This window comes from Segetibacter sp. (assembly GCF_025963695.1).
Classification (GTDB): domain Bacteria; phylum Bacteroidota; class Bacteroidia; order Chitinophagales; family Chitinophagaceae; genus Segetibacter.
In genome coordinates this window covers 48,469-60,680 of record NZ_JAOQAH010000090.1, presented here as the reverse complement: position 1 = coordinate 60,680, position 12,212 = coordinate 48,469, and the positions used below count along the sequence as shown (strand labels likewise).

The window sequence follows — 12,212 nt, the reverse complement described above, 5'->3', positions numbered from 1 at the left end:
TCTGAGTTCATATACAAACACACTTATGCCGCACTACGCGCTTTTTTACACACAGCTACCGCTGATCGTTCTGACTTTGCTTTCTATTACTATTATTGACAATAACTGCAGCGAAGAAAAATTAAAAATGATGACTGCCAGAAACGTATTTAATAAAGGTCGTCTTACTGCAAAGCCAGCCACTTCACCTTTTACTGCTGATTTCAAAACAGGAGTTCAACCGCTTAACCTGGCAGAGCGTGGAAGAGATGGACTACTATATGTGCCAAAAGACTACAATAAAAACAAGCCTGCTGCCCTTGCAGTTATGTTACACGGAGCAGGTGGACAAGCGGAGCACGGGTTAAATTTAATTAGGCACTATGCCGATGAAAAGAACATAATCCTGCTAGCTCCCGCTTCCCGCGGGGCTACGTGGGATATTATAGTCAAAGACTCTTTTGATGCGGATGTCATTTTTATCGACCAGGCCCTCACTTATGTGTTAAACAGGTATAATATTGATACTTCCCATATTTCGCTGGGTGGTTTTTCCGATGGTGCTTCTTATGCACTCAGTCTTGGCTTAGGCAACGGAGACCTGTTTACACACCTTATCGCTTTTTCTCCCGGCTTTTATTTTACAGCTGAGAACAACGGCAAGCCTCACGTTTTTATTTCACACGGGGTGAAAGATGAAGTACTTCCAATAACTCCTTGCAGCCGCAGGATTGTTCCTCAATTGCAGAGGCTTGGGTACGACGTCAACTACCTGGAGTTTAACGGTAAGCATCAAATTCCAAATAACATTTCCGCTAGTGCAATCAAATGGTTTCTAGACTAAGGATGGTCGCTTTCTACGCCAATGTTTCATTGAGATTTTTATGTTACCAGCTTTAGTATTTTTATGGTCATCGTTGCGTCGCACACTTGTACTGATAAAACTGCAATCGTCATTCATGCTTATTCCCATTATATTTTCCGCGAACCTTCTTGCTGAAAAATTCTGCACAGGCGAGGCTGGGTTTACGAAGCCTTCAGATAATAGGGCAAGGGGCGATCCGTATAAAATAAAAAACCGGGACAAAAAATATTGTCCCGGTTTTTTATTTTATTAATGTTTTGCTTCGTAAAAGCTTCAAAGAAATCCTTAGGCCTTTTTTGTTTTTTGGAAACTACTTTTAGGAAGTTTGGTATTTGTTTTTGTTTTAATGCCAGGGCTTACAGTTGTTTTAAAAACATCTTCTTCAGTAAATGGCTGATTTTTTACTCGTTTACCGGTTGCAGCAAAAATAGCATTCGCTATTGCTCCACCCGTTGGAGGAAGTGCTGGTTCGCCTAACCCGGTAGGCTCTATGCCGTTGTCAACAAAATGCACTTCGACTTCAGGAATTTCCTTCATTCTTATCAGCTTGTAAGTGTCAAAATTCTTTTGCACTACCGCACCTTCTTTAAATGAAAGCTTACTATACATCGCATGTCCCATTCCATCTACTATGCCTCCCATTACCTGTTGGCGGGCACCACTAAGGTTAACCACCTCACCGCAGTCTGAAGCAGCGTAAATTTTCTTAACTACAGGTTTACCTGCTTTCATAACTACTTCACCAACCTGTGCAACATAAGAGCGATGAGAGAAGTAAACACTAAATCCTTGTGACACTCCTTTTTTTGTTCCCCATCCTGCTTTTTCGGCCACCAATTTTGTCACTCCAATCATTCTGTCAATATCATATTTTACAGCACCAACTGGTTTTTCTTTTGCTTTTTGCAAAAGGTCCAGTCTGAATTTTACAGGGTCTTTACCGGCAGCATGAGCTACCTCGTCGATAAAAGCTTGTTCTGCAAATGCTAAGAAGTTAGTGATTGGTGCCCGCCATGCGCCGGTTGTAATTGGCGAAACGTGCTCAACTGTATCTATCAGTAAATTGTCAACTGCTCCTGAGGGAAAGTTGTCCTCTCTTGTAGGGTTACCTGAGTTAATGCCAACACCTCTCAGTTTGTATCCTGTCAGATTTCCTGCAGCGTCTAACGCAGCTTCAAAACGATATCGAACTGCTGGTCGGTAACTGCCACCCATCATATCGTCTTCCCGTGTCCATATTACTTTTACGGGAGCTTTTATTAGACTGGATAATTCGGCTGCCTCGGTAGCAAAGTCAGTTTTTAGCCGTCTTCCAAAACCTCCACCCAGGCGGGTTATGTTTACAGTAATTTTATCTTCAGGTATACCTAATAATTTTGATGTGGCCTGGCGCGCACTGCCCGGCGTTTGTGTAGGACCAACAAGTTCCACTCCATCAGCCCGAACGTCGGCAAAAAAGTTCATGGGTTCCATTGGAGTGTGCGACAAAAATGGGCATTGATACTCGCTCCTAATAACTTTTGCTGCATTTTTAAAAGCCGTATCAGTGTCACCATCTGTTCTACGTACAGTTACCTTTCCGGTGTCTAATAGTGATTTAAACAACTTATCATGATCAACGGTACTCTCAATATTGCCATCTTTCTCATATTCTATTTTCAACACTTTTCTTGCCTTCATTACTTCCCAGGTTGATTTACCAACCACAGCCACATTGTTTTTAAATGTAACCACATTTACTATTCCCGGCATCGCCTTCGCAGCAGCATCATCTACCGACTTAATCTTGGTTCCGAACGCTGGTGGACGTTGAAGCATTGCGAAGAGCATGCCCTCACGATGAAAATCTAAACCAAACATTCCCTTGCCGGTTACAATATCCTTATTTGCAACATTTTTTATTTCCTTACCGATTAGTTTAAAATCTTTCCTGTCTTTTAATGTAACTTCTTTTGGTACAGGAAGCTTTGAAGCATCTTCTGCAAGTTCTCCATAGCCTAACTTGTTTCCAGTTTTAGAATGTATTACAAATCCGTTTATAGCCGTACATTCTTCTATAGGTACACTCCATTTCGCAGCTGCTGCCTGCATAAGCATGTTTCTTGCAGTAGCGCCGGCATTCCTCAGCAACTTCCACGAGTGTGGCACTGCACCGCTTCCTCCTGTCACCTGTCGATCAAAATTCTTGGTGTCTAACGGAGCTTGCAATACTTTTACCTTAGTCCAATCTGCATCCAGCTCTTCCGCTACAATCATTGGAAAGGAAGTCATAATATTCTGTCCCAATTCAGGATTGGGGGAAAGGATGGTAATAGTGCCGTCCGTCGCTATGGAAAGATAGCTGTTGAATCCCACGTTGCCTGCTGCCAGGCCTGCTTCATTCACCATTACGGGAGTTTCAGCTTGTGCACTAAACCAGCTAAATCCGAGCATTAAGCCGCCACCGGTAAGTCCTGTTAATTTTAAAAATTCCCGCCGGCTATTTTTATTTATAGTTGACATAATTAAATTTTTGTACTTGCTAATTTAACTGCTTCACGAATGCGGTGGTAAGCTCCACAACGGCATATATTGCCATTCATAGCTCCTTCTATTTCTTCCGTTGTTGGGTGCGGTGTCTGTTTTAAGAGTGCAGCGGCAGTCATAATTTGTCCCGCCTGGCAATAGCCACACTGGGGAACATCCACTTCGTTCCATGCTGACTGTAATGGATGATCTCCTGATGGTGACAACCCTTCTATTGTGGTAACCTTTGTGGACCCTACAGATGATACAGGTAACACACAAGACCTGGTAGCTACACCATTAAAATGTACCGTGCAGGCACCACATTGTGCTATTCCGCATCCATACTTAGTACCTACCAGTCCCAGGTGGTCTCTTAGTACCCATAACAAAGGAGTGTCTTCTGCAACGTCTACCTGGTGCTCCGTGCCGTTGATATGAAGCTTAAATATGGCCATGATTTTATTAATTATGAATTATATATAAAAGTAATGAAAATAGAATTTAGTTGAAGTGACAAATATTATTTGTACGAATAGCACGAGACTTTTTTGAAATAATTATGGATTTACAACAGAATTGCATCTGTCATCTTTACTACCGGTTAACACCCGTTTGTTGGATAGTTATTAGCATAAAATGGCGCGGTAATTGAACAAAACCGGGAAGAAATGAGTGGGCGAAAATTACAGGTATTTTATAATGAAAAAAGGAATTATGTTAAAACAACACCGGTCTGGTAACTCTGCATGAGCTTCTGATATGGCTGGTGGCGTGAATGATGTATCGGAAAAATTTCAAGTTAAAAATATTAATATTGCGAGGCATTTAAAACAAGGTGACATGGAAAATCAATTAAGAGAGAAGAGAGTTAAGAGCTATTCAGTAATGCGTTCAGTGCTTGATTATACAATGGGTATTCTATATCTTGCAGCCGCTACTTTCTTGTTCTTTGCTGAAAAATTTGGCTTTGAAATGGAGAATTTTGATCTCACTTTCAGGTACATGTTCGGAGGGATTTGTGCCTTGTATGGTGCCTGGAGAATTTATCGTGGCGTTAAGAAAGACTATTATTAATATGAAGCATTGGAGGTTTTTATTCGTAGCGTTATTGCTTGCAGCATGCAACAGTCAACCTGAAAATGATAGTCGAGAGCAAAATAAAAATAATTCTACCTTAAGAATAAGTGTTGATGAAAGCTTTCAACCAGTTATTGAAGAAGAGGTAAAAGTTTTTAGATCGGCATATCCTGATACTAAAGTTGTAATAGAATACAAGCCGGAGGCGGAATGTTTAAGAGACCTTGAAAAGGATAGTACTAAAATTGTCATTATTTCTAGGGAGCTGAACAGGGAGGAGACCAAGTTCTATAAAGCTAAGGTTGGGTTTAAACCAGAATTTGGACAGTTGGCAAAAGATGCTGTTGCTGTAGTGGTAAACGCACAAAGTGCCGATAGTTCTTTTACGATGAATGAGTTGAAAGACTTGTTGGGTGGAAAAGGAAATACTAAGTTAAAAGTTGCTATCGATGGGAACACTGCAACCAGCACGGTAAGATATTTAAAAGACTCTCTTTTGGCTGGTGCTGCTTTTGGAAAAAATATTACAGGGGCGAAAAATAGCGAGGATCTGATTGATTATATCTCAACTACCCCGTCAGCTATTGGTTTCGTAGGTATTAGCTGGATAACTAATCCCCAGAGTAAGCAGCAGGAAGAAGCAATCGGTAAACTAAAAATGGCTTTAATTGAGTGTAAAAACTGTGAGGAGGGTACTTTCGCACGGCCATCGCAACAAACTATAACATTTAACCAATACCCTTTGGTACGAGGATTGTACTATGTGCTCAAGGAAAATTACCCCGGTCTCGGCTCAAGATTCGTCGATTTTCTCAGTACAGAAAGGGGGCAATTAATTTTTAGACGAGCTCTGCTGGTGCCCACCAGAATAAATTTTGCGCGGAGAAGAATAATCTAAAAAAAGTAAATAATAAACAACACCAAAAAACAAAGAAACATGAAGAAACTTACGACCTTGTTATTAGCAGTTTTGTTATCAGGTAAATTATTACTGGCACAAACTGTTGATGACGCAAGAAAGAGTTTATACTATGGACGTACAACCTCGGCTAAACAAACTTTAGATAAATTAATAGCCACTAATCCTAAAAACGCAGAAGCAATATACTGGCTGGGCCAAACATATCTAAACATGGATAGTATCGGCAGTGCTAAACAGGTTTATCAGAATGCGCTTAATAGCGGGGTAAATGACCCGTTAGTATGGGTTGGAATGGGACATGTAGAGGTGCTGGAAGGTAAAAAAGATGCGGCACGTCAAAGGTTCGATGCAGCTATTACAGCAAGCATTGCAAAGAAAAAAGAAAATCCAACTATTTTAAATGCTATTGGACGTGCTAATGCAGACGGTCCTGCTAACGCGGGTGATCCTGCGTATGCTATTGATGTACTTAAAAGAGCTGCTGCCTTAGATCCTAACAACGCCGATATTTATACAAACCTTGGAATAAATTATCTAAAACTTGGACCTGACCAGGGTGGTAATGCTTACGAGGCTTTTGGTAATGCTTTGAGAGTTGACCCTAAAAATGCAAGGGCTAGCTACAGGTTGGGAAAGATTTTTCAAAGCCAGGGAAATAGTGAAAAATTTTTAGATTATTATAATACTGCTGCAACTGCAGATCCAGCTTTTGCTCCCGTATATCTTGAGCTGTATGACTATTATGCAAACCGGGATGTAAACAAGGCGAAAGAATATCTTGAAAAATACATTGCTAACTCAGATAAAGATTGCAGTACAGATGCTGCTTATGCCGATTATCTTTTTCGTGCGGGTAAATACCAGGAGTCTTTAGATAAAGCTAAAGCTATGGAAGCGGGTGCTTGTAAAAATTATCCTGGATTAAAGGTAATTAATGCTTTTAATTATGAAAGGTTGGGAGACAGTTTACAAGCGAGAGCAAATATTGAGTCTTATCTTAATACAATGCCTGCTGATAAAGTAAAGCCATCTATATACGAATTTGCCGGTAAGTTGTTATTAAAGTTCCCCGACCAATCTGCTGCTGCAACTGCATATCTCGAAAAAGCTATGAATGCTGACACAGTTCCTGCAAACAGAATAGCTTACATTAATACCATTGCAGAATCACTTGGAAAAGCAGGAAATTATGTTGAACAGTTAAACTGGTATCGGAAGCTTGCTGCAGCGAAACCTGAATTGAGTGCAAGAGATTTATATTTCTTTTCCGATGCAGCCCTAAAAGCAGGTAATTATGCCGCTGCTGACAGTGTTGGTTCTTTATATATTCAGAAATTCCCTGATCAACCTCAGGGCTACTCCGGACGTGCAAAAGCCGCTATAGCAGCAGACGTAGATACTACTAAAGGTAGTGCCGTTCCAGCAGTAATGCAGTATATCCAATACATGGAAAAAACCGATAAGGAGAAGTATAAAAATACTATTATCTCCAACTATGGTTACCTCGTTTATGTGCATGCAAATGTTCAAAAAGACTATCCTGCTGCATTAAAGGATTTGGAAGGTATACTAGCTGTAGACCCAACAAACCAGTATGCAACGGCTACGGCAGCGCAAATAAAAAGGGCAATGGCAGGACCTCAAAAACAGCCGGCGCCAGCGCCTAAAAAATCGACTACTCCCGTGAAGAAAAGGGCATAATTGGTTATAACAATAATTTTTAGAAAGCTCCCTACAATAAATGGGGAGCTTTTTTTTTACCAAAATTTACGGGATGACAAAGTGCATATCTAATATGCTTCGAATTTCAAGATGTCGTTAGCCTTCCTTATTTCTCGCTATTCTATAATAAACTTATTGTGTGATACTTAATTTAATTTTACCTCTTAAATAAATAGTTTAATGCCCGCCAACGAGCCAAAGTATAAGGAGATAGTATCTGAACTTGCAACTAAAAATGTTCAACTGGTAGCAGTTAGCAAAATCCAATCGGTTGCCGATATAAAGAAGCTGTATGATTTGGGTCAGCGGGATTTTGGTGAAAACTACGTGCAGGAATTGGTTGAGAAACAACTGCTTTTACCAGAAGAAATTCGATGGCACTTTATTGGTCACTTACAGAGCAATAAAGTGAAATACATAGCACCTTTTGTACACTTAATTCAAGGAGTTGACAGCATTAAACTGCTAAGTGAGATTGATAAACAAGCCAAGAAGGTGGGTAGGACCATACGGTGTCTGTTACAAATTCATATTGCTCAGGAAGAAACAAAGTTTGGCTTAAATGAAGATGAGTTGAAAGAAATTATGCACGCTCTCAAAGATTCTCCACCCAGGTTCGCAAACATTTTTGTAGAAGGGTTAATGGGTATGGCAAGCTTTAGCGACGATCTGCAAAAGGTGAGGGGGGAAATGCAATATTTGAAAATGCTTTTTGATAAATACAAGCTTCTTTCATCAGTCAACTGTCAACTGTCAACGCTCTCTATGGGTATGAGTGGAGATTATGAAATGGCCATACAAGAGGGCAGCAACATGGTAAGAATAGGAAGTCTGTTGTTTGGAGCCCGCCCCTCCAAATAGTTACCTAACTACATCTCGCCGCGGATCTTTCTTAATAAGAAAATACACCGCAACTCCAGCACCTATTGCTAGCAAAACTCCAACAACCCACCACAAATGGTTTGTTCGATATTGCTCCTCTACCGGTTGTTGAGCTGGAACTGCTTGAGAAAAAACAACAGTGGCGCACGATATAAAAGCTGCAGAAAGAAACGTTTTCATATTAGTTGTTTGAATACAAAAATAGATGTATTTCTGCTACTATAACAGCAGCTACTTCTTGATAAAGTTGTAACTGTCGTAATCGATAAACTCGTTTACTCTTAATTCTATCGATGCTATTTTTTTATCCGCTGTCTTAAATTTGACGCCAAAAATTCCAAATGCCAGGTTGTTATATGTCAGCATCCATTCATCATTATCCATGTACTCCATTGTCGCACGCAGGTTATTGTGACCCTTGAAATTGATAACAAGTCCTTTTTCTTGTTTGTCTTTTTCTATAGTCACTGGTCCATATATTTCATTTTCAAAGGTCCCTTCATAAGCACTTAATTGCAAGGGAGGCCTTTTTCCCTTTACTCTCGCCTTTAATGCCTCTGTCGTTTTTACTGCATCATTCAGTTCTTCTGTAAAAGAGCTTAATGCAGCTTTGCTTCTGTTTACATAAGCTACTCCTAAGTAAGCATCCAAAATTTGGTACCTCAGGGCTTCAAAGAAATTTTGATTATCGTTGTTTGTAAGAATGGTAATACCCAGGTTTTCTTCAGGTACAAAACAAGTATTAGTTACAAAACCATCGGCACCGCCGGTATGAAAGTAAATTTGCTTGCCGTTATAATCAGCCATAAAAACACCGAGTCCATAGCCCTGGAAATGGATAGGATAAACAGCCGAAGGTAAACTTCGTGTTACTGTATTTATTTCACGGGTACTTCTTAAAACATGCCACTGCAAAATCCTTCTTCCCTCATACCTGCCACTATCCAGTTGCATCAGAAGCCACCGGCTTAAATCTTTTACGTTGCTTACAATGCTTCCGGCTGGTCCAAGGTTATCAACGTTGTCGTAAGGTAGCCTCGTTAATTTCCCGGTGAAGCTGGTAGTATATGGTCGGGACGAGTTAGGACGCTGGCCTATTCCGTTACCAAGAGTATGAGTATTTGTCATACCCAAAGGCATTATTAAACTGTCATAAATGTAAACTTCCCACGGTTTTCCGCTAACCACCGGTATTACTTCTCCTGCTGTAACAAAACAGCTATTGCAGTAACCATAATTTTGTCTGAAAATGCCGTTCGGTTTCAGCAGCTTCATCTTATTTATAATTTGCTGCCTGGCCAGGTTACTGTTCCAAAAAACAAAATCTCCCTGGAAAGTTTTCGTACCAATCCGGTGACTAAGAAGATCACGAATAGTGACCATATCCGATGCATTCTTATCATACAAACTGTACCCTTTTATGTATTTGCTTACCTTATCATCTATCGAAAGCTTCTTATTATATGCCAATTGCGAAATCGCCGTTCCCGTAAATAATTTGCTGTTGCTTGCAATCATAAACAGCGTGTTTTCATCCACCGGCTCTTTGGTTTCTACATCACGAACGCCAAACCCTTTCATCACCACAGTTTTGCCATTTTTCACAATAGCAATAGATAATCCGGGAATGTTCCAGTCTTTCAGTCCCTCGGTAATATAAGCGTCCAGGCTATCAGAAATAAATGAAGGAGTTTGTTTTTGTGCATCTGCACTTACTATACAAAACAATATCAAGCAAGTAACAATAAAACGTTTTCCCATCAGGTTAATTTAAGCCCTGAAAATACAAAAAACCGTACCGAAATATGTTGTTGCGATAATGTAAAAGGTTTTGGTAGCCAGCAGTGAGACACTAGTCTGCTTCTCTTGCGTCGCACTCTTGTACGTTTGGCGCTTTATTAGCAACAGCTACACACACTACTTTGTCCAAACTAAAGAAAAAGGAACGGAGAACGTTTTTTAAGGATTACTAGTACGGCTTCACTACCCCTGCGCCAAGGCAAAATAAAGAAATGGTTATTGATAGCTTAACCTTCCAATCTTACCTTTTTCACCTGCAAGAAAAACTTGTTTTCCTTTGCTAACCATACAAACATTAAAACTTTCAAGGCTGGCTTTCCTCCATTCTTTTTGCCCGTTTGCTGCAAAGTCCACTCCTGTTGGTCCACACGCAACAAGTGTTTTATCTTTTATAATGCGAATGCAGCTCCTATAACCAAAAGGAGGGCTAATCGAAGGAGATACCCATTTGTTTCCTGCATCGGTCGTGTAAGAGTAGTTGTCAAAGTAGCCACCCGGTACTTTGTAGTCTCCGCCAATACAATAGATGGTTTTTTGTTTATCGGTAGCCATTGAAAATGTACCTGTAGTTTCCTTTCCTTGCAGCAGCGGCGTAGCTACAACTTTACTTTTTTTGCCCTGCCGCCCTACCATATATAAGTTCGATGCTGTACCGCCGGTAACAAAAGCATACTCAAAATCAGGGTTGGTTAAAAAGGATATATTAGTGCCACTTGCAGAGAAGATAGCTTCTCCAATTTGCGCAGCAGGCATGTGGTACATGGGTGCTTCTTTCCAGGTTTCGCCTCCGTCAAAAGTTCTTATGATATAAAAAAGTCTCCGGTTCATCCCATTAACATCCACCGGATCACCTATGCAGATTCCTTCCTTTTCATTTCTAAAGTCCATGGCATCCAGAAACATGCCTTCCATAGCCCGTTCAAATACCTTTTTCCAGGTAACGCCTCCATCAATTGTTTTCACCATATAAGCCGGGTTATCTACTGCCATTGCGATGGCAGTACTGCTGTCAAAAGCTTCGATGTCTCTAAAGTCCTTTTTTTCAAATCCGGGCACAATAATCCATTTCCAGCTAGTTCCACCGTCAACAGACTTTCCAATTGTGCCGTTACTGCCACTAACCCAAATCACCTGTTCCGACGGAATACTCATACCACGTAAACTTGTATTAGTGCCGCTGGATAATAACCGTACTTCTAACTTTTTCTGAGCATTTAGTGTAGTATTAAGAAAAATGGATAAAAAGCAAAGAATAGTGCCGATTCGCATAGAAGCAATTTATGTAAAGTTAGTTTGGTCGATGTTTTCTTACAATCCTTTATTAAGACAAGATATTTTACCACGATGATAGTTTTGAATATTTAGATTTACAGGGGCGAATTCGATAAAATAAAAAGAGGCCCGTCATTTTACTGACAGACCCCATAAAATACCCCCCAAAGTTTAATAGCTTATTTAATAAATTTCATTTTTATCGTTTCAAATACTGCTCTTCCTGATTTGATGATGAAATTCGGCATTATCAAAAGAACAACTTGTCACCCGCGGGTGACAAGCGTAAAAAAGCTATAGTAATCCTTCTTTTTTTAGATACAAGGCAGCATCAACAGTATTTGCGAATTCGTGATGGAAAAATTCCCTGGCTTTTTTCAAAAAACGATTATAGTACTGGTGAAGATCGTCTACTGGTATTTCAAGTAAGTCTGCTAATCGCTTTTGCTTAATGCCCGGTTCGTAAGCAATTTTTCGTGCTACCTGTAACTCTTTAGGCGAAAAGACTTTCATTTTTAAAAAGTGCTCTACCGCCGTCTGTAAGATTTCTGCACCTCTCTCATCGTCCTCGCCAGTTGAAGTGAAAAATTTTGGTCCAAGAGGCTCACCATTATATTCGTCATTAATAATAGTAAATTCATGTAGGCAGGCAGTAAGCCGGTTATTTAAATCGTGCTGAAAAATAGAGGAAATTTTATTTGCTAAAACGTAATGTCCTTTATAATGCTTTAAGGCTATTAAACTGCTGTAGCGCTGCACCATAAAATTGAGAGCATACTTGCCAATACAAAGGTTATTGTATAGGTGTAATGCAATCATTAAAACTGCTTTCTTTCTGCCGGGGTGAAGAATATCAAGATATTTTCTCATTGAGAAATCTCTTTCGCTATAGCTAAGCCATCTTTCAATTCCATGCGGTTGCTCTATTTCATAGTTTTCAAGATTTGTTACAAAAAAGAATCGTCGACTACCTATTGTTTCTTTTAAAGAAGCAATTTCTTTTAGCTGTTGCTCTTTTGAGACTGCATATTGTATAGGTTGTGGAGGAATGAGGGATAAAACGTGGGATTTAAAGACAGTGTAATCGAATATCGTATTCGTTTTCATAATCTTGTTAGGTGTAGTTTAGGTTGTGTTTTTAACGGAACAATTAGCACTTACGTAAATATCTGTTTATTTAAATTA

The 12,212-nt window shown here is 39.9% G+C and carries 11 protein-coding genes; 5 read left to right on the top strand and 6 right to left on the bottom strand.

What is annotated here, in order from left to right; all coding sequences use genetic code 11:
• Nucleotides 1-25: 25 nt before the first annotated feature.
• The gene (locus tag JWR87_RS16065; protein ID WP_297821980.1) at nucleotides 26-823 is read left to right on the top strand and encodes a hypothetical protein; all 798 of its coding nucleotides are present in this window, start codon (nucleotides 26-28) and stop codon (nucleotides 821-823) included.
• 306 nt (nucleotides 824-1,129) lie between these two features.
• Here JWR87_RS16065 and JWR87_RS16060 read toward each other — a convergent pair whose 3' ends face one another.
• Nucleotides 1,130-3,346, bottom strand: coding sequence for a xanthine dehydrogenase family protein molybdopterin-binding subunit (locus JWR87_RS16060; protein WP_297821978.1), 2,217 nt, complete (start codon nucleotides 3,344-3,346; stop codon nucleotides 1,130-1,132).
• 2 nt (nucleotides 3,347-3,348) lie between these two features.
• Nucleotides 3,349-3,801 (bottom strand): (2Fe-2S)-binding protein, encoded by a 453-nt coding sequence (locus JWR87_RS16055; RefSeq protein ID WP_366090838.1) that lies wholly within the window; start codon nucleotides 3,799-3,801, stop codon nucleotides 3,349-3,351.
• A 391-nt stretch (nucleotides 3,802-4,192) separates the two neighbouring features.
• Between JWR87_RS16055 and JWR87_RS16050 the strand changes: the two genes are divergently transcribed.
• From JWR87_RS16050 to JWR87_RS16035, 4 genes are all read left to right on the top strand, one after another.
• On the top strand, nucleotides 4,193-4,426 hold the full coding sequence (locus JWR87_RS16050) for a hypothetical protein (protein ID WP_297821974.1): 234 nt from the start codon (nucleotides 4,193-4,195) through the stop codon (nucleotides 4,424-4,426).
• Between the two features lies 1 nt (nucleotide 4,427).
• Entirely contained in the window at nucleotides 4,428-5,327 is a 900-nt protein-coding gene (locus tag JWR87_RS16045; RefSeq protein WP_297821972.1) for a substrate-binding domain-containing protein, read from the top strand.
• Between the two features lie 39 nt (nucleotides 5,328-5,366).
• The gene (locus JWR87_RS16040; RefSeq protein ID WP_297821970.1) at nucleotides 5,367-7,052 is read left to right on the top strand and encodes a tetratricopeptide repeat protein; all 1,686 of its coding nucleotides are present in this window, start codon (nucleotides 5,367-5,369) and stop codon (nucleotides 7,050-7,052) included.
• Between the two features lie 201 nt (nucleotides 7,053-7,253).
• Complete coding sequence (locus tag JWR87_RS16035; RefSeq protein WP_297821968.1) at nucleotides 7,254-7,934, top strand: YggS family pyridoxal phosphate-dependent enzyme; 681 nt, start codon at nucleotides 7,254-7,256, stop codon at nucleotides 7,932-7,934.
• On the opposite strand, the gene JWR87_RS16030 is transcribed toward JWR87_RS16035, so the two are convergent.
• From JWR87_RS16030 to JWR87_RS16015, 4 genes are all read right to left on the bottom strand, one after another.
• On the bottom strand, nucleotides 7,935-8,135 hold the full coding sequence (locus tag JWR87_RS16030; RefSeq protein ID WP_297821966.1) for a hypothetical protein: 201 nt from the start codon (nucleotides 8,133-8,135) through the stop codon (nucleotides 7,935-7,937).
• Between the two features lie 51 nt (nucleotides 8,136-8,186).
• Nucleotides 8,187-9,716, bottom strand: a complete 1,530-nt coding sequence (locus JWR87_RS16025; RefSeq protein ID WP_297821965.1) for a serine hydrolase — start codon at nucleotides 9,714-9,716, stop codon at nucleotides 8,187-8,189.
• A 255-nt stretch (nucleotides 9,717-9,971) separates the two neighbouring features.
• Nucleotides 9,972-11,024: an oxidoreductase gene (locus JWR87_RS16020; protein ID WP_297821963.1), complete on the bottom strand. Its 1,053-nt coding sequence runs from the start codon at nucleotides 11,022-11,024 to the stop codon at nucleotides 9,972-9,974.
• A gap of 297 nt (nucleotides 11,025-11,321) precedes the next feature.
• Nucleotides 11,322-12,134, bottom strand: a complete 813-nt coding sequence (locus tag JWR87_RS16015; protein ID WP_297821961.1) for a hypothetical protein — start codon at nucleotides 12,132-12,134, stop codon at nucleotides 11,322-11,324.
• Nucleotides 12,135-12,212: the final 78 nt, after the last annotated feature.

Bases quoted from the DNA above. Each gene is read 5' to 3' on its own strand.
- JWR87_RS16040 (WP_297821970.1), top strand. From the start codon at position 5,367: ATGAAGAAACTTACGACCTTGTTATTAGCAGTTTTGTTATCAGGTAAA.
- JWR87_RS16015 (WP_297821961.1), bottom strand. From the start codon at position 12,134: ATGAAAACGAATACGATATTCGATTACACTGTCTTTAAATCCCACGTT.
- JWR87_RS16060 (WP_297821978.1), bottom strand. From the start codon at position 3,346: ATGTCAACTATAAATAAAAATAGCCGGCGGGAATTTTTAAAATTAACA.
- JWR87_RS16020 (WP_297821963.1), bottom strand. From the start codon at position 11,024: ATGCGAATCGGCACTATTCTTTGCTTTTTATCCATTTTTCTTAATACT.
- JWR87_RS16045 (WP_297821972.1), top strand. From the start codon at position 4,428: ATGAAGCATTGGAGGTTTTTATTCGTAGCGTTATTGCTTGCAGCATGC.
- JWR87_RS16035 (WP_297821968.1), top strand. From the start codon at position 7,254: ATGCCCGCCAACGAGCCAAAGTATAAGGAGATAGTATCTGAACTTGCA.
- JWR87_RS16030 (WP_297821966.1), bottom strand. From the start codon at position 8,135: ATGAAAACGTTTCTTTCTGCAGCTTTTATATCGTGCGCCACTGTTGTT.
- JWR87_RS16025 (WP_297821965.1), bottom strand. From the start codon at position 9,716: ATGGGAAAACGTTTTATTGTTACTTGCTTGATATTGTTTTGTATAGTA.
- JWR87_RS16065 (WP_297821980.1), top strand. From the start codon at position 26: ATGCCGCACTACGCGCTTTTTTACACACAGCTACCGCTGATCGTTCTG.
- JWR87_RS16050 (WP_297821974.1), top strand. From the start codon at position 4,193: ATGGAAAATCAATTAAGAGAGAAGAGAGTTAAGAGCTATTCAGTAATG.